The following is a 21584-nucleotide window of genomic DNA, read 5'->3' on the forward strand; positions in this document are numbered from 1 at the left end:
GGCCGGTGCGGGGACGGCTGCGGCGGCCGGGCTCAGAGACTGCACGAGGGCGACCTCCAGGGTGATCGCTGCCGGACACGGGCGACGTGCAAGTACCGGGAACCAGTGTGAGGCAAGGAACAGCCCGGCCCCTAGGGTCGTGCGTCCGGTTTCTGAGACGGGCTTGTCGCCCGGTGCGGGAGTGTGCTCGGCGGCGGCGCCGGGCGCATAGGCTGGCGGCATGGCCATACGTGCGTCCGTCGTACCGCTTGACGAGGTGTTCCGGCTGCGCTGGGAGGTGCTGCGGCCGGGGCTGCCGGCGGAGTCGGCCCGGTTCGCCGAGGACGGGTCGCCGGGCGCGTTCCACATCGCCGCGTACGGGGAGGACGCGACCGGCGTCGCCGAGGTCCTGGGCTGTGGGAGCTTCTATCCCGAGCCGTTCCCGGGCGAGGTCCGGGGCGAGGCCCCGGGTGAGGACAGCGGTGCCGCCTACCGGATCCGGGGCATGGCGAGCGCGTCGCGGGCGCGCGGGCAGGGGTACGGTGCCGCCGTGCTGGCCGCCGGGGAGGCGGAGGCGCGGCGCCGGGGCGCCGACGTGATGTGGTGCAACGGGCGGACGGAGGCGCGGGCCTTCTACGAGCGGCACGGCTACCGCACGGTCGGCGAGGAGTTCCAGATCGAGGGCGTCGGCCCGCACTACGTCTTCCGCCGCGAGTTCCGCCGCGAGCTGGGCTGAGCACCGGGCCGCTCCGGGCCCGCCGGACGGGCCCGGAGCCGAGCGCGGCGCCGGGAGCTTCGGCGTGAGCCGTAGACTTGCCGCGTGGCGGGAAGGATCAACGACGAGGACGTGCGGGCGGTGCGGGAGGCCATCCCGGTGGACGCCGTCGTCTCGGAGTACCTTCAGCTGCGGCCGGGCGGCGGGGGGAACCTGAAGGGGCTGTGCCCCTTCCACGACGAGAAGTCGCCCTCCTTCTACGTGAGCCCGGCCAAGGGCCTCTTCCACTGCTTCGGCTGCCAGGAGGGCGGCGACATCATCGCGTTCGTGATGAAGGTCGACCACCTCAGCTTCGCGGAGGCGGTGGAGCGCCTGGCCGCGCAGGCCGGCGTCACGCTGCGCTACGAGGAGGGCGGCTACGGCCGGGCGAGCCAGCAGGGCGAGCGGACCAGGCTGGTCGAGGCGCACAAGGCGGCGGCGCAGTACTACGCGGAGCAGTTGGACTCGCCGGAGGCGCAGATCGGCAGGGTGTTCCTGGCGGAGCGCGGCTTCGAGCAGGAGGCGGCGCGGCACTTCGGCGTCGGCTACGCGCCCGCCGGCTGGGACCATCTGACCCGCTTCCTGCGCGGCCGCGGGTTCACCGACCGGGAGCTGGTGCTGTCGGGGCTCTCGCAGGACGGGCGGCGCGGCCCGATCGACCGCTTCCGGGGCCGGCTGATGTGGCCGATCCGCGACATCACCGGCGAGGTGGTCGGCTTCGGCGCGCGCAAGCTGCGGGACGACGACAACGGGCCCAAGTACCTCAACACCCCCGAGACGCCGATCTACCGCAAGTCCCAGGTGCTGTACGGCATCGACCTGGCGAAGAAGGACATCGCCAAGGAGGGCCGGGCGGTGGTCGTCGAGGGCTACACCGACGTCATGGCCTGCCACCTGGCCGGGGTGACGACGGCCATCGCCACGTCGGGTACGGCGTTCGGCGAGGGCCACATCAAGATCCTCCGGCGGCTGCTGATGGACAACTCCCGGACCGAGGTGATCTTCACCTTCGACGGCGACGCGGCCGGTCAGAAGGCTGCGCTGCGGGCGTTCGAGGACGACCAGAAGTTCGCCGCCCGCACCTCGATCGCGATCAGTCCCGGCGGCATGGACCCCTGTGAGCTGCGGCTCTCCAAGGGGGACGCGGCGGTCAGGGAACTCGTGGACGGCAGGTCGCGGCTGTTCGAGTTCGCGCTGCGGCAGGTCGTGGACCAGCACGACCTGGACAGCGCGGAGGGCCGCTCGGCGGCGCTGGAGGCCGCCGCGCCGATCGTGGCGCGGATCAAGGACGGCTCGCTCCAGCACGAGTACGCGGTGCGGCTGGCCGGTCTGCTCGGCATCCTGGACACCCAGTTCGTGGTGCGGCGGGTCGGCCAACTGGCCCGCTGGAAGCGGGAGAACGGGCGGGGCGGCCCACCTGGCGCGGGGCCCGCGAGGGGCGCGGCGTCCGCCGGTCCGCCGACTCCCGCCGCGCCCCGGATCAGCGGACCGCCGCTGCATCTGCGCCGCCCGGGCCAGCTCGTCGAACGCGAGCTGCTGAAGGTGGCGCTGCAGTACCCGGAGCTGGTGTCGCCGGTGTTCGACGCGTACGGCGCCGACGAGTTCACCGCCGAGCCGTACGCGGTGGTGCGCACCACGATCGAGGCGGCCGGCGGCACGGAGGCGGCGGGCCCGGACTTCCTGTCCCGGGTGATGGACGCCGCCCCGGACGACACGGTCCGCAAGCTGGTCACCGAACTCGCCGTGGAGTCGCTGCGGTGCCCCGGCGGCGGGGAGCCCGACGAGGCGTACGCCGGGCAGCAGTTGGTGGCCGTACGCCTGGCGGCGGTCCGGTCCCGCTCGGCGGAGATCGAGGGCACGGCCCGGCGGCTGGACGCGCAGGGCGCGAGCGAGCAGTCGGCCCCGCTGTGGCAGGAGCTGTGGGTACTCCAGCGCTACGCGACAGCGCTGCGCGAACGAGGCGCGGCAGCCCTCTGAGGTGCACCTCCGGTGCCATCCCGGCGCGCCGACCGGGCTGCGATCGACCGCGGTGACCGCGCCCCGCGGGCTCTCGCCGCGCGGATCTGCGGCGTTGATCCCCGCGTCCGGACTCTTGTCGCGCGGGACGTGCGGTGCGGACCCGCCCTGCGGCTCTCCCGGGCAGACTCCCGCGCGGATCCCGCCGTGTGGGCCCCGGGCCTGTGGACGCTGGACGCGGTCGGTTCGGCGTATCGGGCGGGCCTCGACGCGGGCTCCGCGCGGAGGCCCGCCCGGGGGTGTCAGGGCCTGCGGCCGGGCGGCGGTGGGCTGTTCGGGAGGCCCCCGGGCCGTAGGCCCGCCGGAAGGAAGAGGACGGAGTTCACGTAGCGGGGGCGTGGGCGTAGGGCCCTGCGCAGCAGGCCGTGTTCGGCGACGTGTCCGGTGAGCCGCTGGTGGCGGGCCAGGTCGAAGTCCCGCAGCGGCACCCAGTCGCGGTCCGGCAGCACCCAGCCGGTGTAGCCCCAGTCCGCGAGCAGCTCGACCACGGGCCCGGGCGGCTGGATGCGCACCTCCAGTTCGACGAGGAGCGACGGCCGGCAGCGGGCGATGGTGTCCCGCGCCCCGCGAAGTACCGCCTCCTCGCTGCCGTCCACGTCGATTTTGATCAGCCGGACGTCCGACAGCTCCAGGGTGTCCACCCGCACGCTCGCGACGTCGATCCGCGTCCCGTGCAGGTCGCCCCGGCGTACCAGGGAGGAGACGCCCCGGTCGCCCCGGCCGCCGGGCGGCAGCCAGAGCGTGGCGCCGTCGGTGTGGTCGGTGGCGGCGGCCTGCACGACGCGGACGTTGTCCCCGGTGGTGGCCCGCAGCAGCCGGGCCAGGTGCGGGACGGGCTCGATGGTCACCACCCGCTGGGCGCGGCGCGCCATCCGACGGGTCCACGGCCCGTACCAGCCCCCGATGTCGACGGCTGTGCCGCCGGGTGGGCAGAAGTCGGCGATGCGCCGCAGCTCGGGTTCGAAGCGCGGGTACACCGCTGCGGCCGCCCGTGCGACGAGCGCCGGGGGCAGCCGTGGTCCGATCCGGGCTGCGAGGGTCACGGGGCGCCGACTCGGTCGCCGTAGCGCTTGTGCTCCTCCTCGCTCACCGGCTCGCCCGAGGAGGGGAGAAGCTGCGGGATGCCGTCGACGACGGGGTAGCGGCGGCGCAGCCGCGCGTTGTAGAGGGCGTCGCCGTCCTCCACCAGCAGGAGCTCGCCCTTGTCGAGCGGGCAGACCAGGATCTTCAGCAGCGGGTCGTCAGGTGACATGGCGGGTGCCTTCCTCGTGGGGGTGACGAACGGGTCGGGTGACGTCGACCGCCCGGCCGACGGGCCGCTCGTCGGCGGGCCCTCGGGCGGGACGGTCGACACTCGGACGCGGCACGGATCTTCGAAGCCCGACGGACGACGGCGCCCCGAGAGGCGACGCCGGCCCGGCGGGCGGCGGCGGTCCGACGGAGCGCGGCGGGTCCGGCGGCGCCGGGGCCGGGGGCACCGGCGCGACGGCGGCGGCCGCCGCCGGACCCGGCGGCGCCTCGGGGCCGGGCTCGTCCTGCCCCGTCTCGTGGCGGGGCAGCGCGAGCAGCACGGTCACGGCGAGCGCCGAACCGCCGAGCCGCAGAGCCAGCCGCAGCGGGTCGTCGGGAAGCGGCTCGGCGAACACCAACGTGCCGGCGGCGACGGTGAACAGGAACGTGACGGTGGTGCACACCGGGACGATCAGAGAGGCCCGGCAGCGCTGCAGCGCGGTCTGCGAAAGCACCAGCCCGGACGACCCGGTGACCAGCAGCAGGTACGGGTACGGGGAGGTCAGTACGGCCAGCGCGCTGCCGCCGAGGTCGCCGGTGTCCAGATGCCCGGCCACGCCCTTGATCGCGAGCGAGCTGACGCCGTACAGGAAGCCGACGGCCACGCCGTACGGCACGCCGCTTGTCGGCAGCCGGTGGCGGCGCCGCGAGCGTCGCTCGGCGGTCGCGAACAGCGCCAGCCCGGCGAGGATCGCCGGGACGCACACCAGCAGCAGCGGCGCCGTCGGCGCGTGCCGGCTGATCGGCTCCTCCTCGCCGCGCAGCGAGACGACGATCATCACGAGCGCGAGCAGGATCAGCACCATCGACCGGCGCTCGCCGCCGCTGGACTCCTCGCCTAGGAAGATCGACGACAGCAGCAGCAACATCACCAGGCCGGTGACGAAGAGCCCCTGCGCGGCGATCAGCGGCAGCGTCCGGTAGACGGCGAGCTGGGCGACGAAGCCGAGGCCGAGCGCGCCGGCGCCGACGATCCACAACGGGCTGCGCAGCAGATGCAGCACCACCTGCGTGGGACGGGCGGCGGACAGCGGCGGCAGCGCGGACAGCGCCCGCTTCTCCACCACAAAACCGATGCTGAAGAGCAGGTTGGCCAGCAGTGCCGCGACCACACCCCACCACACCGCTAGTCGCCCTCCCGTCGCCTGGCGTGCACCAGCAGGATCGACGCGAGTGAGGGCGCGTGGCAGGCGAGTCGGTCCAGCGGCCGCAGCGGCCTGGGCACGTCGTGGTACGGCGCCCCGGTGATCTTCACGACGTCGAAGCCGGCGGCGGGCAGCATCGAGCGCAGCGCCCGGGCCGTGTACAGCCGCAGATGGCCGACGACCTGGGAGCCGGGCCGGCCGTGGATGCCGCGCATCGACACCTCGGAGAACACCGGCTGCACACCGGCGAGCAGCAGGCCGCGGTTGTACCAGGCCGCCAGGTTCGGTGTGGACAGCAGCAGGTGGCCGCCGGGCCGCAGGACCCGCCGCAGTTCGTCGAGTGCGGCGTCCGGGTCGACGAGGTGCTCGATGACCTCGCTGAACAGGGCCGCGTCGGCCGAACCGGTGGCGAAGGGCAGCCCGGGGTCGGTGAGTCCGCCGCGTACGGCTGTCAGGTGGCGGCTGGCCCGGCGCAGCGCGTCCTGCGACCAGTCGACGCCGACCAGCCGGTGGGGGCGCAGCATCGGGGCGGCGGTGGCGGCCGCGCTGCCGTCGCCGCAGCCGATGTCGAGCACCACGCCGGGCTCGGTCCGGTCGGCGAGCGCGGCGGCGAGGATGCGGGCCTGGCGACGGGACCGGTCGGGGCCGGACGCGACGGGTGTGGCCGGGTCCTCGTAGAGCCGCTGCAGGCTGTCCCCGGCGGACCCGGTGGACCCGGTGGACCCGGTGGACCCGGTGGACCCGGTGGACCCGGTGGACCCGGTGGACCCGGTGGTCGGTTCGGTGCGGGCGGTCATGGGGCGACCTCCGGATCGCGGTGTGCGGTGGCGGCCAGCGACTCGGCGAAGACCTCGCCGAACCGGTTCCCCGCCGCGTCGTCGAGCAGTTCGCGCGACCAGCGGACCACGAGTTGGAGCTTGCCGCCGGTGGAGACGGTGGTCAGGGCGAGCCCGCGCGGCATCCGGGCGGGCGCGGAGACCCACACGGCGGTGGTTCGTCCGGCGTCGCCGAAGTCCAGGGGATAGGGGATCCGGCCGAGGTTGGAGAGCAGCGTGGTGGACGCCCAGGGCGCCGCCGCGACCCGCAGTGCGCGGGTGGCCGCCGCCCGTACCCCGACGGGTACCACGGGGGTAGTCAACAGGCCTGCTCCCATGCCGAGTTGGGAGCGGCTGCGGGTCTTGAGGGCGCGGGTCCTGGCGGCGGTGGCGCGCAGCAGGGCCGGGATGTCGTCCGGGGTCCGCTCCTCGTCGCCGAAGGTGACTTCCACCAGCCGGGTGCCGTTGCCCATCGGCATGTCGGCGGTGCGGGGCCGGTCGTCGACCGGCATCGTGATCCGCACCGGGTGGGCGCGGCGCCCGTGTTCCCGGTTCCAGCGCACGACGGTCAGGAAGGTGGCCACGAGCAGCTGGTCGTTCACCGTGTACGGCCCGCCGCGCGGGCGGGCCGGCAGCGGCAGCTCGGTGACGAGCGCGCCGTTGCCGGACACCGGGCGGCGGCCCGGCTCCCGGCGGTCGGTGGCTATCCGGGCCGGCCTGGCCCATGTGGAGCGGGCCGGTGGCACCGGCTCGCCGGCCGGTCGCGCCGCGCGGGGCGGTGCGACGGCCGGCGAGTTGTCGACGCCGCTGTACAACTCGGCGGCGGTGGCCAGCACCCGCAGGCAGGCGGGGCCGTCCAGCGCGGTGTGGTTCAGGCACACCACGATCACCGAGCCGCCGCCGTCCGCCGCCGGCGGTTCGACGACCTCGAACCGGATCGGCGGCGAGACGGCCAGCGGGGGGATCCCGGTCACGGCCCGTTCCCTGGCCTCGGCGAGCGTGCCGCCGGGCCAGGAGACCGGATCGACGTCGGGTTCGTCGGTCAGCTCCCACTCGTACGAGCGGTGCCACCAGCGTCCCGGCGCCTGTCGGACCAGCACTCTCGGGTGGCGCAGCAGCGCCTCCCGCACGGCCTTGCGCAGCCGTGCGGGGTCGAGCCGGCCCGGCAGGTGGAGTTCCAGGTGGACGTTCTCCGGCTCACCGTCGACGACGGTGTGGCGGGAGATCTCGTCCACGACCGGGAACGGGATCCGCTGAGGGGTCATCGAGTGGGTTCCTCCCCGGGGGGTCGGGCCGCGCCGGTCTCCTTGGAGAGCGGCGCCGCCGTGCTGGGCGCACTGGGTCCGTCGGCCGGGCCGTCACCGGACGCCGCGCGGGTCGGCGCGTTCACCGGAGCCGGAGCGGGTGCCGGAACCGGGGCCTGCGCCGGAGCGGGTGCCTCGCCGGCCGGGACCACCGCCGGCTGCCGCACGGTCGGTGCCTCGGCCGGGCGCGGCCGCGGCGGTACGGCCGTGGCCGGCCTGCCGTCGGCGGCCGGTTCGCCGCCGCCGACGTCCTCCCCAGTCTGACGTGCCGTCGGCGCGCTGACCAGTGCCGCCGCCAGGGCGAGCAGTGCGAGCGCCTGCGCCGGCCAGCTGAACGCGCCGCCGCCGGACAGGAATCCCTCGCCCGCGCCCGTCGCGGCCACCGCGCCCGCACCGGCCATCGCGACCAGCGCCAGCGGCGACAGCAGCTTCGGCCGCCACCAGGCCAGCACCGCGAGTGCCGGAACGATCAGTGCGTACGGGCCGGACACGACCGCCATGGCCAGTGTCAGCACCACGCCGCCCAGCACCCACGAGGGGGCCGGCGGGGTCGGCTGCGCACCGAGCGGGGCGCCCGCGCTCCGGCGGACGAACGCCAGGCCGATCAGCAGCAGCAGTCCGGCGAGGGCGCCGATCAGACCGCCGGTGTAGTAGCCCGCCGGGGTGTACTCCAGGGTGACGACGCCGCCGGCGCCGGCCGGGATGAGGAAGCCCTGCTGCCAGCCGTCCAGCCGCAGCGCGGTGAGCTTCTCGCCGTCCAACTTGGCGGTCCAGCCCTTGTTGAACGCCATGTGCGTCCGCAGGTAGGAGGCCTCGCCGGAGCCGACCTCGACCCGGCGGCTGCTGCCGGCCCAGTCACCGGCGTCGACCGAGCGGGCGGCCGCGCCGCGCGGGGTGGTGTCCCCGGCGGTGAGGGTGAGGTCGGTGATGGCCAGCGGGCCGCTGCCCGCCGTGCGGATCGTGTTCGTGCCGGACTTCAACTCCACGTTGCCGTCCTGCTCGTCGCCGGCGCACAGCTCGACGTCGACCGGGCGACGCTCCTTCAGGTCGCGGATGGTGCCGGAGACCTTGGTGGCGTGCAGCGTCCCGTTGACGGCGACGGCCGGGCCATCACCGCAGCGCAGCCGGAACTTCGCCGACGCCGGCGGCGCGGGCACCCGCAGGTCCGCCAGGGCCGGCAGATAGACCTCGTTGAGGCCGACGGGCAGCTCGAGCCGGTCGCCGGCGACCGGGTTGTGCAGGGTGACCGGCGCGGTGCCGGTGATCTCGATCTCCAGCTGGTCGGTGGTCATCGCGTCGAACCGCGCCCAGCCGTTCTTGTCGACGGAGGTGGTCACGGCACCGTCCGGCGAGGTGATGCGCACCTCGGTCGGGCGGGACGAGACCCCGCCGGCGGCGGAGAGCACCACCGAGTCCACCGCGCGCGGCACCGGCCAGGTCAGCCGGATGACGGGCTTGTCGCCGGCGATCCACGCGGTGGTGAGGTCGCCGTCCACCAGGTTGCGGGCGCTGAGCGAGACCCCGGTGGGGCTCACCGAGTCCGCGCTGGCCCGCACCCGGTCGCGGCTCCCGGGCGCCACCTCGTCCATCAGCTCGTCGAAGGCCCGGCCGGGCACGGCGGTGGCGGTCGCCTTGAAGGTGTACTTGCCGCCGCGCGCGGACTGGAACTCGCGGTGCAGCCCGTTCTCCGCGCCGGCCGGGTTGAGGCCGCCCTGGTCGGTGGCGCGGTGCAGCGAGACGATCTCGCCGTCCGTGGAGTCGCGCGGCGCGTCGTTCGGCAGGACGAGCTTCCGGCTCACCTGGACACCGGGGACGGAGATCTCGGCGAAGCCGGCGCCGGTCAGTCCGGCCCGGTGCTCCTGCACGCCGGTGATGGTGACCTTCAGCCACTTGGCCAGTCCGGCGGGCGCCTTGACCTTCTGCTGCTCGCCGTTGGTCTTGAGCACGCTTTCCTGGCTGCCCTTGTCGGTGGTGATCTTCACCGAGGTGACGTCCGGGCGGATGCCGTCGGGCTTCAGCGGGGTCAGGCGGATGGTGGAGGGGATTCGGGTCGGCTCGTCGAAGTCGATCCGGATCCACTCGTCCTTGCCGCCGTCGACGTTGGCCTCGGCCCAACCGGTGCTCGGGTCGCCGTCGAAGGCGTGCACCGGGTCGAACTGCGGCAGGTGGAACAGCCAGCTGCCGCTGCTGGAGGCGGTCACCGACTTGGCGCCGTCGAACTCGGCGACCGTCTGGTGGTTCACGTCGGTGCTCGGCAGGATCTGCTTCGGCTCCTTGCCGGCGTCCTGGAGGCTGTTCGGGTGGTTCCTCTCGTCGCGGGTGTAGGTGTAGGAGGTGTTGCTGTTCACCAGCCCGAACCGGGTGTCGTTGCGGCGCAGCCCGTCCGCCTGGACGTGCAGCGACGGCGACTTCAGACCCGGGTACTCGTCGCCGGTCAGCACCACCGGCCGGTCCCGGAACTCCGGGTCGGCGGACAGCCGCAGCAGCGACTCGGGGCCGCCGCTGACCTGCGCGGTGTCGGCGACGGGCAGCGCGGCGACGCGCGGCGGGCGCGGCGCCTCGACGGGCGCGTAGATCTCCACCGCGCGCTGGCGCGGGTAGAAGCCCTGGATGTTGATCGGGGTGTTCTCGGGGATGCGTCCGCCGGTCGTCAGCGGCCCGTACGCCTTCACCAGGCGGTAGCCGGAGGACTCCAGCGTCCGCTTGACGGTCTGCGGCGGCACGTAGCCGACCTGGTCGGGGTCGAGGTCGTTGCGCACGACGACGTTGTGCACGCCGGCGCGGCCGAGGAAGTCGGCCAGGCCCGGCACCGTGCCGCCGGTCATCAGCGCCTGCTCGACGGCGTCCATCGCGCGGCGCTCACCGGCCGGGCCGAACGGCACGTAGTCGCGCTGTGCCCAGGGGGACTTGGCGAGCACGTGCAGCGGCTGGTCGATCGGCGAACCCCAGGTGTAGACGCCGTGCGCGGTGGCCGGGACGACCAGCGCGCGCGTCTTCGGGGAGTTGTCGGCGAGCCAGTCGGCGGTGTCCTTCCAGTGCTTGGGCAGGTCCTTGAACCCGCCCGGCTGGAGCACGTCGCCGTTGGCGTACGGCAGCGCCATCGCGGGCAGCACGAGCGCGGCGGCCAGCACCGGCACCAGCCGGCGTCCCGGCACCCGGCCGGCGGCCCGGCCGCGACGCTCGGCGCTGCGGCGCGCGGCGACGTTCACCACGTGTGCGAGACCGAGCGCCAGCGCGAGCGCGAGACCGGGCTGGAACTTGTAGATGTTGCGGAACGGCTTGAGCGCGCCGTCCAGCCAGCCCTGGACCTCACCGGCGAACGGGCCGCCGAGTGAACCGGCGTAGCCCGCCAGCATGATGACGCCGACGGTGACGACGGTCAGCACCAGCCAGCGGCGCTCCGGCATGTCCCGGCGGGCGAGCCCGGCGAGCCCGAACGCGGCGGCCAGCGAGGTGCCGAGGATGGCCAGCACGCTTGTCGCGAGCAGCCAGCCGGCCGGTAGCCAGGCGTCGCCGAAGTTCAGGTAGGCGACCCAGTTGCCCGCGCCGCGCAGCATCTCCGCGGCCGACATCGTGCTGGTGGTGTTCCACGCCTGCTCGACGTACGGCATGAAGTCCACGCCGTAGGAGCCGAGCAGCAGCAGCGGGATCACCCACCACAGCGTCGCCAGGATCACGCCCGGCACCCACCAGGCCAGCAGCCGCCAGCGGCGCTCACCGGTGCGGCACAGCAGGTAGAGACCGACGGGCAGCAGCGCGGCCAGGGTGGAGGCCGCGTTCACCCCGCCCATGAAGGGGATGATCAGCGCCGAGGTCATCGCCGCCGCGCGGGCGCTGAGCTTCTCGGACGTGAGCGGCAGCAGCACCCACGGCAGCACCGCGCCGGGCAGCGCGCCGGCCGAGGTGGAGCCGACGATGATGGTGAACGTCGGCCACAGCGCGTACGCCGCGGCGCCCAGCAGCCGGGTCGACGAGGAGCCGATCCGCAGCCGCTCGGCCAGTCGCAGCGCGCCCCAGAACGCGGTGGTCACCACGAGCGCGAGCCACAGCCGCTCGGCCAGCCACACCGGTATCTGGAGCAGATCGGTGACCAGGTAGAAGGGGAGCATCGGGAAGAGGTAGCCGATGTACTGGTTGGTGATGCCGCCGAAGCCGGCCTCGTCCGACCAGATGTCGCCCAACTGCCCGAGGAACTTCCAGGGGTCGAGCGCGACCCCCAGCTTCGTCTCGAAGGTCATCAGCCCCGGAGCGGCGATGACGAAGCAGAGCAGGACGACGGCAAAGAAACCGAACAGCCATCGCCTGGAGCGCGGCCGCTCTTCCGGTGATCCCGGAGATCCCGGATCTCCCGGGCTCCGCCCACGCCCGCCGGGCGTGAGGTGGAGCGTGGCATCAGTGCTCGTCGACATGGGGACACCGCCGAAGAATGAGAAGGAGGTTCCAGGTGGCGATCTCGCGCACGCCCGGGACGCGGGTAATCGCACCGGCCAGGAAGGGCCAGTAGCGGGAGCGGGCGGTGACGACCTGCACGTCGTCACGCGACCGGACATGACGCAAGGTGGGGCCTACGTGAACGGCGAACAGGTTCTCGCCGAGAGTGTGCTTGGCCGGCCGGCCGTGCTTCCGCTCGTAGCGGGCACGGGCCCGGGCGGCGCCGAGGTAGTGCCAGGGCGCGGTCTCGTGGCCGCCCCAGGGGGAGTACCAGTTGGTGAAGGAGAGGTAGATCAGCCCGCCGGGGCGGGTGACCCGGACCATCTCGCTGATGAAGGTCTGCGGGTCGGCGACGTGCTCCAGCACGTTGGAGGAGAAGCAGACGTCGGCCGTGCCGTCGGGGACCGGCAGCAGATAGCCGTCGGCCAGCACGGCGCCGGGGGTGCGGCGGCCGTGCGCGCCGAGTTCGGCGGGGTCGGGCTCGAAGAGGTAGCAGCGCGCGCCGCGCCGCCGGAACTCCTCGGTGAAATGGCCGGAGCCGCCGCCGATGTCGAGCACGGTCCGTCCGGCCAGCGGCTCGTACCGCTCGACCTGCGAGACGGCGTCCCGGGCGAGCAGTCCGTAGCAGTGCTCGGGTTCCGACTGCTCGTTCATGAACGCCCGGAACAGCGTCAACGACCGACGGATGGAGGGGTCTTTCACGTGCGGCTCCTCACCGCCCGGCCGGGTGGCGCGCCGGGCGGGTGCCCACGGACGCGACGCCGCGTCCGGCGGTCGCCCGCCGGTACGCCTCGGCCGCCACCGAGCGGAAGGCCCGCACGGTGTGCTCCCAGCCGAAGGACTCGGCGCGCCGCGCGGCGGCCGAACCCATCAGCTCCCGCCGCTGGTTGGACAGCGCGAGCGAGCACCACGCGGCGGCGAAGGAGCTCTCGCCGCGGGCGAGCAGCCCGGTGGAGCCGTCCACGATGGAGTCCCGCAGTCCGGGGATGTCGAAGCCGACGGCGGGGGTGCCGCGCGCGGCGGCCTCCATCACCACCAGGCCCCAGCCCTCCATCGCCGAGGGGTGCAGCAGCAGCCACGCCTCGCACAGCAGCCGGTGCTTCTCGGCCTCCGAGACGTGTCCGGTGAAGGTGACGTCCGGCCCGGCGGCCGCCTCGAGGTTCGCGCGCTCGGGGCCGTCGCCGATGATGACCAGCCGGCCGCCGGTGACCGGCCGCACCCGCTCCCACAGTCGGAGCAGCAGGTCCACACGCTTGTACTCGACGAGGCGTCCGACGGCGACGAACAGCGGCTCGGGCGACTTCGGCAGCAGCGCCGCCGGCCGCTCGACACCGTTGTGCACGATGCGGATGCGTTCGCCGGGCACGCCGAGGTCGCGCAGCGCCCCGGCGGTGGAACCGGAGACGGCGACCAGCAGGTTCTCCTTGTGGGTGCCGGCCAGCGCCCAGTGTTCGAGCTTGCGGCCCAGCCGTGCGGCGGGCGCCGGGTAGCGCATCCCCCACAGCTCGGTGTGCACGTGGTTGACCAGGCACATCGTGGGACCCCGGTGCCACAGCGGGGCCAGGTACGGCAGCCCGTTGGACACCTCCACCAGCAGGTCGCAGTCGCCGACCTGGCGGTTGAGCGCGCGCTTGGCGCGGAGGAAGTGGTCGGCGTCGCCGCCGGCGGAGACGACGCGGTAGTCGCGGTAGGCGGCGGGGCCGCCGCACACCAGGGTCACCTGGTGGCCGTGGGCCACCAGACCCTGGGCGATGCGGTCGATCAGCAGCTCGGATCCGCCGGCCGCCGGGTTGTCGAGATCCCGGCGGGCGAGGAAGACGATCCTGCGCGGTGTGGGGGGCGCTTGGACGGCGGGCGCTGCGGTGGCCGCCTCCGTCGTCTGACGCGGAACGAGGGACGTGACGGAGGGGGCGACCGGCGGCACGTGCTGGGGCATGGGCGCTCCAACTCGTCTCGGGTTGCGGATGGCTGGGGATGCGGGGGTGGCTGGGTACGGCTCGGTGCTGTGTACGGATGCGGTGGGGGAGGGGCTCGAACGCCGTACCGGCGCCGGTGGCCCTTCTTCGGTGTTGCTTGGTGTGTACGAACTGGATGACCGCCGGGGGGCAGCTGGCGATCGAGTGTGCTCAGTTTTCGCGGCCCGATGGTCGGCGGCTACTCACTCAGATGACAATTTCCGATTTCGCGGGGTTCGGTTCTTGTCATCCAGGGCAGGGAATCTGGCCTGAAGTCGGCCTGACAACGCGCTCCTACCAGCTTTCTACTGGCCAGTACGCGTGAGGTCCAGTGTTACGACACCATGTCTCGATTGGGTCTCGCCGATCTCGCGGTGACGTCTCGGCGAACCGGGCGCGGGCGCGCCGCCGGCGCGGGGCGGCGGAGCCCCCTCTGGGTGTGTGGCTCCGCCGCCCCGCGTCGGTGTTCCTGGGGTTCGTGGGGCCGCTCGGCCCCGGGCTCACTCCTCGCGGCGTCCGCGGATCAGCAGCACACCGCCGGCCAGCGCCAACGCGGTACCGGCCGCGCCCGAGGCCACCGGCGCAGTCGTGCCGACCGTGCGCAGCTTCTTGCTGTCCGCCTTGGCCTGCTTGACCTGGGCTTCCTGCGTCTTGTCGTCGAAGACGATCCCGCCGCTCTCCAACAGCGTGACGGCGCCCTTCTCGGCGCCGCCCGGTGCGCGCAACGTCAGTTTGGGGGCGATCTTCGCCCGGAGGATGCGTCCGGTGGCCTCGTCGACGACCAGTTCGATCCCGCCGTTCTCGTACCACTCCTCGGCCATGACCTGCGGCCGTTCCACGCCGAGGAGCGCGCCGGGCACCTGCCGGCTTCCGGTGCGGGTCGCCTCGACCGTCGCCGTGAACCGCATGCCCTCGTAGCCCTTGACCTTGACCCTCTTGTCGTACTTCACGGTCACCGCGTCGCCGAGCGTGGAGTCCCACCAGCGGTAGTCCCGCTCCTCGACGCCGAACGGGAACTTCAGGTACGCCTCGCCCTGGATCTTCTTCGGCGTCTCACCGCAGCAGTGCACCGGCCGGTTGGTCTCCCGATCCGACACCCAGCGCTCGGTCGTCCACTGGAGCGACTTGCGCGGATCGCGGCGCTTGAGCGTGGTCTCGGTGTCGATCGTCGTCGACACGTCCCAGACCGCGACGCCGTTGCGCTCGCTCTCGGCCACGTTGCCCATCACCCGGCGGGTGATGGTCAGCGGCTCGTTGTCGCGGGTCCTGACGCTCGACTGGTCGAAGTACGTTCCGGTCCCGTTGAAGACCGTGGTCTGGTCCACGTCGATCGGAGTGCGCTTGGCGCGCGGCTCCACGTACCAGGCCAGCATCGGGCCCAGGACCAGCAGAAACACGCCGATTCCCAACAGAATCAGCGACAGAGGTGAGGCGGAACGGCGCATGGCGGGTGCTCCCAGAGGATGAAGTCGCGCGTTCGAGGATGTCTCGAGATCTTCTTCGCGATGTCTTCGAGCTGTCTTCGAGAAGTGAAGGCGGCGAGTAAGCCTGCCGTGGCCGGTGACCGTAAGCGAACCCTTGACAGCACGTCAATGCCCTTCCAGACTCAGCAGAGAACTGGTGTCGGGGGCGACCGCTGGTGACCGGGATACTCGAACCACATCCCATTGAGAGGTCCGCCGCGCCATGCACAGACTCCTCGCAGCCGCTCTGACCTGCGTCGCAGCGGCCATCCTCGCCGTCGGGGCCGCTGTCGGCGTCGTGTCGCTGCTGAGTGCGACCCCCGAGCAGCCGAACGTCCCGCTCGTGTACTTCCCCGAGCACTCGCCCGAAGAAGCCCGCTCCTCCGACGCGGCGGCGTCCGCCGAGGAGTGACCATGGAGACCGAGGTCGGCTCCGCCTGGCGCGCGGTGCCCGACGCGCAGGTACGGCGCTTCACCGAGCTGGCCCGGGGCGAGATCCCGGTGCTCGCGCAGGACATCCTGCGCGAGATCCGCCAGGAGTACCCGGGCCTGCCCGTCATCCTCGACAGCAACGGTGTGCCGATGTCCCTCATCGGCATCCGCCGCGCCCTCGAGCACTTCGTCGAACACCTCGCCACCGGGCTGGGCCACCCCCACGTGCACCCACCGGTGTTCCAGGAGTTCGGCCGCGGGGAACTCCTGGAGGGCCGCAGCCTGGACTCCCTCCAGGCGATCTACCGGCTCGGCGTCCGCCTCGCCTGGCGCCGCCTCGCCGAGATCGGCCAGGAGGTGCAGATCCCCGCTCCCGCCATGTACGAACTCGCCGAGTCCGGCTTCCAGTACCTGGACGGCCTGGTCGCCGAGTCCGTACGCGGCTACGCGGAGGCCGCCGCCCGCCGCGCCGGCGAGCGGCTGCGCCTCCAGCGCGGCCTGCTCGACCTGCTGCTGGCCGAACACGACGAGGAGCCGCCCTCCCCGGCCGCCATCGCCGAACGCGCCGCCCGGATCGGCTGGGCCCTGCCGGAGACGGTCGCCGTCGCCGTGCTGCTCCGCCCGGCCCGCGAGGCCGTCCCCCCGGCCGTCGGCCCGGACGTCCTGCTCGACATGGAGCGCGAACGGCCGATCCTGGTCGTCCCCGAACCGGACGCGGCCGGCCGCGCCGAACTGCTGCGCCGCACCGTCTCCGGCTGGCACGGCGCAGTCGGCCCACCCGTACCGCTCGAGCAGGCCGCGAAGTCACTGCGCTGGGCCCAGCAGGCCGTCTCCCTCATCGAGGACGGCCTGCTTCCCGGCGGCGGCCTCGTCGACTGCACCGAACACACCGAGGCGCTGGTCCTCCTCCCGCCCCGCGAACTCATCGACGATCTCGGCCGCCGCCTGCTCGCACCCCTCAACGACTGCGGCACCGCCCACGGCCGCCGACTCGCCGAGACCCTGCTCGCCTGGTTGGAGACCCGGGGCGGCGCCCCGGAGATCGCCACCCGGCTGGGCGTCCACCCGCAGACCGTCCGCTACCGGCTCCGCCAGATCCGCGAACTGTGGGGCGACGGCATCGACGACCCCGACCACCGCTTCCAGCTCGAACTCGTCCTCCGCGCCAAACGCCTCCGCGGCGACCTCGGCTGACCCGCCCGCCGGTCCCGGCGGCGGCTCGGCCCGGGATCAGGCGTGCTGCCGCTCGACGTCGGCGGGCTGGACAAGCAGCTCAGCCCGCACGCCCAGGCGTCGGGCCTGATCGACCTGTGTCACCCGACGCCTTTCCGTCGCGCCCACCCGTTCACGGCACCGTGTCGTAAGTGTGGAGCGCGCTCAGGTCGAGCAGGTCGCGGGGACGGGCCCGCAGCCCGAACGGGGACATCAGCGCGTCGTCGATCCGGCCGCCCAGCATGGTCTCGGGCTCGTTCGCCGACGGCAGGTACACCCGCCCGTTGCGGTTCATCCACGCCTCCCAGAGCCGGTCGACGTTCGCGTGGTGCAGATAGAACACCGGGTCGTTGGGGGAGGACGCGAGTGTCATGTCGGCGCCGACCCAGCGGTGCACCTGGTTGTGCAGACCCGGGCCGCTGTACCCCTCCAGACGGCTCCGGAAGCCCGGCGAACCCGCCAACCAGGGCCGCGAGTCGTAACGGGCCAGCGTCGGATCGCCCAACGGGGGCGCCGTGTTGAACGCCTCGCCGACATCCACGGCGTTCGGCAGCGTCGCCGCCTCCCGGCCGAAGGCCCGCCGCAACCCCCGGTCGGTCTGCCGCAGGTTGACGAACATGTCCGTCTCCAGCAACACCCGGAACGTGCCCGGGTCCTGGTCGTCGAAGGCGAAAGGCCCGTCGGCGACCGGATCGCCCTGCCCGCCCATGCACTCCGGCCGCCACAACGGCGCGTCCCCGGGTGCCGGCAGCGACCCGTCCACCGACCAGTCCCAGTACGGGATTCCGAACTCCTCGTCGTCCAGCACCCGTTGCAGCTGGAACTCCAGTACGGCCAGCATCAGCCGGTGCCACGGCAGGAACACCGGTCCGCTGTGCGCGGCGTTGCGGACCCACCACTCACCGCCCGGCGGGATCGCCGTCCGCATCGCCAGGCAGTGCCAGATCACGAACAGGTCGTAGGTCCGGACCGGCCGGCTGGCGCCAGGGATGCCGAACTGGTCCGTCGTGAAGCCGGAGACCTCGCGCTTGAGCAGCAACACACCCCGGGCGTACGCGTCCCGCGCACCCGCGTCGGTCAGCACGTTGTGCCGGACGGCGGTCATCGTCCACCACCTCCAAGCCGGTGCTCCCTGTGCGGCTCCCCGTCCCCCGGCGCGAAGTCGTCCGGATAGCTGCGGATCAGCGCCCGGATCGAGGCCAGCGCGGAGTGGAACTGGAAGTTCGGCAGCGCGTGGCAGTGCACCGTGCCGTCGTCAGCGACCATCAGATGCACCGGCAGCGGCTCGTCGTCGACGGTGATCTCGTAGGTCGTCCGCAGCACGATGCGGTGCCCTTCGAACGTGTCCTCCCGCACCGTCGTGACCGGCCCGTGCGCGTGGCCGTCGTCCGCCGGGGCCACCTCGGCGAGATACCCGCCGAGCACCGCCGGATCGGCCGCACCGGCCAGTTCCTCCGGTCCCATAGCCGCCTCCACATCCATACCGCCCCGCGGCCTGATGCTCGCCGCGTTTCGAACTCCTCGCCCCCCGGCCCGGCCCATCCGGGTGACCGGGGAGGGCGGGCCGTTCTCAACCCGTGGATGGCATCCTCTTGCGATGGCCTACATCGGACTGGTGACTGTCGTCGTACGCGACTATGACGAGGCCATCGCCTTCTACGTCGACGTGCTCGGCTTCCGGCTGCTGGAGGACACCCGGCTCGAGGAGGGAAAGCGGTGGGTGGTGGTCGCGCCACCCGGAGCCCGGGAGACCGGCGTGCTGCTGGCTCGGGCGGCGACCGACACGCAGGTGGGGCGGGTGGGAGACCAGACCGGCGGACGCGTCGGCTGGTTCCTGAACACCGACGCGTTCGAGCGGGACCACGCGCGGCTGTGCGCGGCCGGGGTGGTCTTCGAGGAGGAACCCCGACACGAGCCGTACGGCACGGTCGCCGTCTTCCGCGACCTCTACGGCAACCGCTGGGATCTCGTGCAACTCAACGACAAGGGCGGCGCGTTGGGTGGGGCGCCCGAGTAGAGCGGGCCTCAGCGGCGCGGGGTTACAGGTCGCCGCTCTTGACGCCCTTCACGAACGACGCCCAGGTGTCGGCCGGGAAGACAAAAGCGCCCCGTGCACGGTCCTTCGAGTCCCCGACCGCGACGCCTTCGCCTGGCGCTGGCTGGGTCTCCAGGCAGTTGCCGCCGTTGTCAGGGCTGTAGGACGACTTGCGCCACTCGTCCTCGGGAAGGTGATGCCGCATCATGCCCAGCCTCTGGCTATCTCTCAAGGTCCCGCGCCAGCCGCGAGATCAGTTCAATCGACTGCCGAGACGATAGGGCTGAGGCTCGCAGCTGGTCGAAGGCCATCCGGTATCGCTCGACGCTTTCATCTTCCTCCAAGTAGAGCATCCCGTCCATGTACTGCACGGACACGACGTCAAGGTCCATAGGGTCGGGGTAGGTGAAGAGGCTGAAGCCGCCGTTCAGGCCCGCGTGCCAGCCCTGGTTGAACGGCACGACCTGCACGGTCAGTTCTGGTGGGCTGGCCACCTCGGCAAGCTTCTGAAGTTGTGCGGCGAGTACACCCGGGCCTCCGATCTCTCGATGGAGCACGGCTTCGTCGAGGATGCACACGTACTGCGGACGGTTGGTGCGTTCGAAGATGGCCTGTCGTGTCATCCGCGTGGCCACGAAATCATGAACCTCGTCGCTTGTGGCGGAGCGTTCGGCGCTTCGGATCGTCGCGTGCGCGTAGGCCGGTGTCTGGAGCAGTCCGGGTACCAGCAACGGCTGGTAGCTGTGGATGCGAACAGCGTCGTCCTCCAGGTCGAGCCATTCCTGGAAGTCGGGCGTCAGGTTCTGGCCGTACTGGTGCCACCAACTTTTCCTGCGGCTCTCCTTCCCGAGGGTCACAAGGGAAGTGACGGTGCGGCGGTCGGTGACGCCGTACAGGTCGAGCAGCGCCTCGATCTCCAGTCGCCGCACGCTGATGCGGCCGTTCTCGATTCGGGAGATCTTCGGCTTGTCGCCGTCGATGCGTGCCGCTGCCTGTTCCATCTTGATGCCGGCGGCTTCGCGTAGGCGGCGCAGCTCCGAACCCAGGCGTCGACGCCGAACCGTCGGTCGGGGTTGACCTGCCATGTCTCCCACTCTCCTCGTCTCCGAGCGCCAGCTTCCCGCAAGTCTCGGGGAGAAGGGCGACGTTGAGGTGACCTCTCACTCACACGAGTGCTTCGTTGCAACATTGTTGCTGAGCATCTTGTGTCACGTGCGAAGTGTTGTCACTCTCTGTGTGTCGCACGGCACCAAACGTGCCGTCGGATCTCTTCGCATGGCGGTATGCGAACCGAGCGCTGGAGGCGCTGATGAGGGTTCTTGACCATCCCTTCGGGTGCGAGGGTGGCTACGCCTGGGAGTTGGTGGCCGAGGTGGCGGCTGTGCGGGCGTGGCGGGAGGACGTGGCGGCGGTCGTTCGCGAGTGGGGCGCTGACGACGAGGCGGTGGACGTGGTTCGGCTCGGCGTCTCCGAGTTGCTGTCCAACGTGTGTCGCCATGTGCCGGACCGGCGCTGCCGGTTGACCGCCTGCCGCGAGACGGGCGGTGTGCGGGTCGGGGTGGTCGACCGTTCCGCCCGGCCACCGGTGATCAAGTCGCCGGACTGGATGGCCGAGGCCGGGCGCGGGCTCTGGTTGCTGAGGGGGCTGGCGGCAGACGTCGGATACGAGAGCCTGCCGGGCGGTAAGTGCGTGTGGTTCCGGGTGGGTTGGGAGACCCGTGGCGCCCGTGGCAGAAGGGCGGCGTGATGGTGCCGACCGTGCGGGTGCACGTCTTGCTCAGCCATCCGGGCAGCGGGGACGTGCTGCTGGTGGCGGACGGGTTCGGCGGTTGGCGGCCGCCGGGGACTCGCCTGCGGGTGGGGGAGTGCGTCGGGTCCGCGGCGCGGCGCGCATTGCTCGCGCGGACCGGCGTACGCGCCGACGCGAGTGTGGTCGTCGGCGTGGACAGCGCGGCGGACGGGCTCCACCTGGTGTGCGACGCGGGAGCGCCGGACGGTGCGCCGGAAGCCATCGCCGCAGGCGCGGCCGCGCCGTGGGGGTGGGCGCGGCCGGGCCATCTCGGGCTGTACCTCGCGCCGGAGGTGGCGCGGCGGACGCGCGTCGCGCTGGCGGTGGCGGAGGGAGAGCGGTGCGAGGTGCGTGCGCTGCGCGCCGGAAGCGTGTGAGGGACCGGAGACCGGAGGGGCCGGTCAGTCCAGGAGGGCGTAGAGGGTGCTGGCGGTGGCGGAGGGGGTGTCGGAGCCGTCGGCGGTCATGGTGACGTCGGCGAAGGCCATGCGGCGGCCGAGTTTGTTGACGGCGGCGGACACCAGTACGTCCGTGTCGCGCAGGACGCGTTGGAAGGAGGTGGACTGCTGGACGGTGGTCATGGGGCCGTAGGCCCCTCGCGCGGCGGACACGGCGATGACGGTGGCGGTGTCGGCGGCGGCCATCAGCGCCTGACCGGAGAGTCCGCCGCCGTCGCGGGCGAGGCGGTCGGACCAGGGGAGGCGGAGGACCGCGCGGCGCTCGTCGAGGTCTTCGACGGTGAGCCCGAGGTCGACGATCCAGGGGGCGAACTGGTCGCTGAGGATGCGGTTCGCTTCGGTGAGGGAGAGGGTGAGGGGCACCCTCGGATTGTGGTCGGCGGGGCGGCCGTTGGCAACGGCGCGGTGACGGTCACTCAGCCGTCGGTGCAGGCGCGGCGTCGCCGCCGAGCATGCGGCGCAGCAGGTCGCGGAGGGTGGTGCGGTCGGCGGGGGACAGGGCGGCC

21 protein-coding genes are annotated in these 21584 nt (G+C 72.7%); 7 read left to right on the top strand and 14 right to left on the bottom strand.

Features of this window, described 5'->3' with window-relative positions; translation table 11 throughout:
• Nucleotides 1–220 precede the first annotated feature (220 nt).
• Both FNX44_RS08415 and dnaG read left to right on the top strand, forming a co-directional pair.
• On the top strand, nucleotides 221–715 hold the full coding sequence (locus FNX44_RS08415) for a GNAT family N-acetyltransferase (RefSeq protein ID WP_143647363.1): 495 nt from the start codon (nucleotides 221–223) through the stop codon (nucleotides 713–715).
• 84 nt (nucleotides 716–799) lie between these two features.
• Nucleotides 800–2710: a DNA primase gene (gene dnaG / locus FNX44_RS08420; RefSeq protein WP_143647364.1), complete on the top strand. Its 1911-nt coding sequence runs from the start codon at nucleotides 800–802 to the stop codon at nucleotides 2708–2710.
• 281 nt (nucleotides 2711–2991) lie between these two features.
• Here dnaG and FNX44_RS08425 read toward each other — a convergent pair whose 3' ends face one another.
• The 9 genes from FNX44_RS08425 to pgfA all read right to left on the bottom strand — a co-directional run bounded on the left by FNX44_RS08425 (nucleotide 2992) and on the right by pgfA (nucleotide 15134).
• Nucleotides 2992–3792: an FkbM family methyltransferase gene (locus FNX44_RS08425; RefSeq protein WP_143647365.1), complete on the bottom strand. Its 801-nt coding sequence runs from the start codon at nucleotides 3790–3792 to the stop codon at nucleotides 2992–2994.
• Nucleotides 3789–4001 carry a Trm112 family protein gene (locus FNX44_RS08430; RefSeq protein ID WP_143647366.1) on the bottom strand — a complete coding sequence of 71 codons (213 nt, stop codon included), beginning with the start codon at nucleotides 3999–4001 and terminating at the stop codon, nucleotides 3789–3791. The genes FNX44_RS08425 and FNX44_RS08430 overlap by 4 nt, the downstream gene beginning before the upstream one ends.
• Nucleotides 3991–5151: a DMT family transporter gene (locus FNX44_RS08435; RefSeq protein ID WP_323369159.1), complete on the bottom strand. Its 1161-nt coding sequence runs from the start codon at nucleotides 5149–5151 to the stop codon at nucleotides 3991–3993. Before FNX44_RS08435 ends, FNX44_RS08430 begins: the two co-directional genes overlap by 11 nt.
• A 14-nt stretch (nucleotides 5152–5165) precedes the next feature.
• Nucleotides 5166–5981 carry a class I SAM-dependent methyltransferase gene (locus FNX44_RS08440; RefSeq protein ID WP_143647368.1) on the bottom strand — a complete coding sequence of 272 codons (816 nt, stop codon included), beginning with the start codon at nucleotides 5979–5981 and terminating at the stop codon, nucleotides 5166–5168.
• Complete coding sequence (locus tag FNX44_RS08445; protein WP_143647369.1) at nucleotides 5978–7264, bottom strand: condensation protein; 1287 nt, start codon at nucleotides 7262–7264, stop codon at nucleotides 5978–5980. Before FNX44_RS08445 ends, FNX44_RS08440 begins: the two co-directional genes overlap by 4 nt.
• The gene (locus tag FNX44_RS08450) at nucleotides 7261–11541 is read right to left on the bottom strand and encodes an alpha-(1->3)-arabinofuranosyltransferase domain-containing protein (protein WP_407699168.1); all 4281 of its coding nucleotides are present in this window, start codon (nucleotides 11539–11541) and stop codon (nucleotides 7261–7263) included. Before FNX44_RS08450 ends, FNX44_RS08445 begins: the two co-directional genes overlap by 4 nt.
• Before the next feature lie 154 nt (nucleotides 11542–11695).
• Nucleotides 11696–12436 (bottom strand): class I SAM-dependent methyltransferase, encoded by a 741-nt coding sequence (locus FNX44_RS08455; RefSeq protein WP_143647371.1) that lies wholly within the window; start codon nucleotides 12434–12436, stop codon nucleotides 11696–11698.
• A gap of 10 nt (nucleotides 12437–12446) precedes the next feature.
• Complete coding sequence (locus FNX44_RS08460) at nucleotides 12447–13670, bottom strand: glycosyltransferase family 4 protein (protein WP_143647372.1); 1224 nt, start codon at nucleotides 13668–13670, stop codon at nucleotides 12447–12449.
• Nucleotides 13671–14189: 519 nt separating this feature from the next.
• Nucleotides 14190–15134, bottom strand: coding sequence for a cell envelope lipid trafficking protein PgfA (gene pgfA, locus FNX44_RS08465; RefSeq protein ID WP_143647373.1), 945 nt, complete (start codon nucleotides 15132–15134; stop codon nucleotides 14190–14192).
• 241 nt (nucleotides 15135–15375) lie between these two features.
• Between pgfA and FNX44_RS08470 the strand changes: the two genes are divergently transcribed.
• Together FNX44_RS08470 and FNX44_RS08475 are read left to right on the top strand one after the other, a co-directional pair.
• A complete protein-coding gene (locus FNX44_RS08470; RefSeq protein ID WP_143647374.1) occupies nucleotides 15376–15564 on the top strand; it encodes a hypothetical protein in 189 nt (62 codons plus the stop codon).
• Nucleotides 15565–15566: 2 nt separating this feature from the next.
• A complete protein-coding gene (locus tag FNX44_RS08475; RefSeq protein ID WP_143647375.1) occupies nucleotides 15567–16778 on the top strand; it encodes a PucR family transcriptional regulator in 1212 nt (403 codons plus the stop codon).
• 151 nt (nucleotides 16779–16929) lie between these two features.
• Here FNX44_RS08475 and FNX44_RS08480 read toward each other — a convergent pair whose 3' ends face one another.
• Together FNX44_RS08480 and FNX44_RS08485 are read right to left on the bottom strand one after the other, a co-directional pair.
• Nucleotides 16930–17901 carry a tyrosinase family protein gene (locus FNX44_RS08480; protein WP_143647376.1) on the bottom strand — a complete coding sequence of 324 codons (972 nt, stop codon included), beginning with the start codon at nucleotides 17899–17901 and terminating at the stop codon, nucleotides 16930–16932.
• Entirely contained in the window at nucleotides 17898–18260 is a 363-nt protein-coding gene (locus FNX44_RS08485; RefSeq protein WP_143647377.1) for a hypothetical protein, read from the bottom strand. The genes FNX44_RS08480 and FNX44_RS08485 overlap by 4 nt, the downstream gene beginning before the upstream one ends.
• 133 nt (nucleotides 18261–18393) lie before the next feature.
• Between FNX44_RS08485 and FNX44_RS08490 the strand changes: the two genes are divergently transcribed.
• Complete coding sequence (locus tag FNX44_RS08490; protein WP_143647378.1) at nucleotides 18394–18813, top strand: VOC family protein; 420 nt, start codon at nucleotides 18394–18396, stop codon at nucleotides 18811–18813.
• Nucleotides 18814–18835: 22 nt separating this feature from the next.
• Here the strand turns inward: FNX44_RS08490 and FNX44_RS08495 are convergent, their stop codons facing one another.
• Both FNX44_RS08495 and FNX44_RS08500 read right to left on the bottom strand, forming a co-directional pair.
• Complete coding sequence (locus tag FNX44_RS08495) at nucleotides 18836–19036, bottom strand: DUF397 domain-containing protein (RefSeq protein WP_323369160.1); 201 nt, start codon at nucleotides 19034–19036, stop codon at nucleotides 18836–18838.
• A 16-nt stretch (nucleotides 19037–19052) separates the two neighbouring features.
• On the bottom strand, nucleotides 19053–19916 hold the full coding sequence (locus FNX44_RS08500; protein ID WP_143647380.1) for a helix-turn-helix domain-containing protein: 864 nt from the start codon (nucleotides 19914–19916) through the stop codon (nucleotides 19053–19055).
• 224 nt (nucleotides 19917–20140) lie between these two features.
• On the opposite strand from FNX44_RS08500, the gene FNX44_RS08505 reads away from it, so the two are divergent.
• Together FNX44_RS08505 and FNX44_RS08510 are read left to right on the top strand one after the other, a co-directional pair.
• Nucleotides 20141–20578 (top strand): ATP-binding protein, encoded by a 438-nt coding sequence (locus FNX44_RS08505; RefSeq protein ID WP_143647381.1) that lies wholly within the window; start codon nucleotides 20141–20143, stop codon nucleotides 20576–20578.
• A complete protein-coding gene (locus FNX44_RS08510) occupies nucleotides 20575–20997 on the top strand; it encodes an NUDIX hydrolase (RefSeq protein ID WP_143647382.1) in 423 nt (140 codons plus the stop codon). The genes FNX44_RS08505 and FNX44_RS08510 overlap by 4 nt, the downstream gene beginning before the upstream one ends.
• 24 nt (nucleotides 20998–21021) lie before the next feature.
• On the opposite strand, the gene FNX44_RS08515 is transcribed toward FNX44_RS08510, so the two are convergent.
• On the bottom strand, nucleotides 21022–21441 hold the full coding sequence (locus FNX44_RS08515) for a PaaI family thioesterase (protein ID WP_143647383.1): 420 nt from the start codon (nucleotides 21439–21441) through the stop codon (nucleotides 21022–21024).
• Nucleotides 21442–21584 lie beyond the last annotated feature (143 nt).

It is taken from the genome of Streptomyces alkaliterrae, assembly GCF_007097205.2.
Classification (GTDB): Bacteria; Actinomycetota; Actinomycetes; order Streptomycetales; family Streptomycetaceae; genus Streptomyces; species Streptomyces alkaliterrae.

Coding starts and splice junctions, on each gene's coding strand:
- FNX44_RS08415 (WP_143647363.1), top strand. CDS start 221: ATGGCCATACGTGCGTCCGTCGTACCGCTTGACGAGGTGTTCCGGCTG.
- FNX44_RS08430 (WP_143647366.1), bottom strand. CDS start 4,001: ATGTCACCTGACGACCCGCTGCTGAAGATCCTGGTCTGCCCGCTCGAC.
- FNX44_RS08440 (WP_143647368.1), bottom strand. CDS start 5,981: ATGACCGCCCGCACCGAACCGACCACCGGGTCCACCGGGTCCACCGGG.
- FNX44_RS08445 (WP_143647369.1), bottom strand. CDS start 7,264: ATGACCCCTCAGCGGATCCCGTTCCCGGTCGTGGACGAGATCTCCCGC.
- FNX44_RS08450 (WP_407699168.1), bottom strand. CDS start 11,541: ATGACCTTCGAGACGAAGCTGGGGGTCGCGCTCGACCCCTGGAAGTTC.
- FNX44_RS08460 (WP_143647372.1), bottom strand. CDS start 13,670: ATGCCCCAGCACGTGCCGCCGGTCGCCCCCTCCGTCACGTCCCTCGTT.
- pgfA (WP_143647373.1), bottom strand. CDS start 15,134: ATGCGCCGTTCCGCCTCACCTCTGTCGCTGATTCTGTTGGGAATCGGC.
- FNX44_RS08470 (WP_143647374.1), top strand. CDS start 15,376: ATGCACAGACTCCTCGCAGCCGCTCTGACCTGCGTCGCAGCGGCCATC.
- FNX44_RS08475 (WP_143647375.1), top strand. CDS start 15,567: ATGGAGACCGAGGTCGGCTCCGCCTGGCGCGCGGTGCCCGACGCGCAG.
- FNX44_RS08480 (WP_143647376.1), bottom strand. CDS start 17,901: ATGACCGCCGTCCGGCACAACGTGCTGACCGACGCGGGTGCGCGGGAC.
- FNX44_RS08485 (WP_143647377.1), bottom strand. CDS start 18,260: ATGGGACCGGAGGAACTGGCCGGTGCGGCCGATCCGGCGGTGCTCGGC.
- FNX44_RS08490 (WP_143647378.1), top strand. CDS start 18,394: ATGGCCTACATCGGACTGGTGACTGTCGTCGTACGCGACTATGACGAG.
- FNX44_RS08495 (WP_323369160.1), bottom strand. CDS start 19,036: ATGCGGCATCACCTTCCCGAGGACGAGTGGCGCAAGTCGTCCTACAGC.
- FNX44_RS08500 (WP_143647380.1), bottom strand. CDS start 19,916: ATGGCAGGTCAACCCCGACCGACGGTTCGGCGTCGACGCCTGGGTTCG.
- FNX44_RS08505 (WP_143647381.1), top strand. CDS start 20,141: ATGAGGGTTCTTGACCATCCCTTCGGGTGCGAGGGTGGCTACGCCTGG.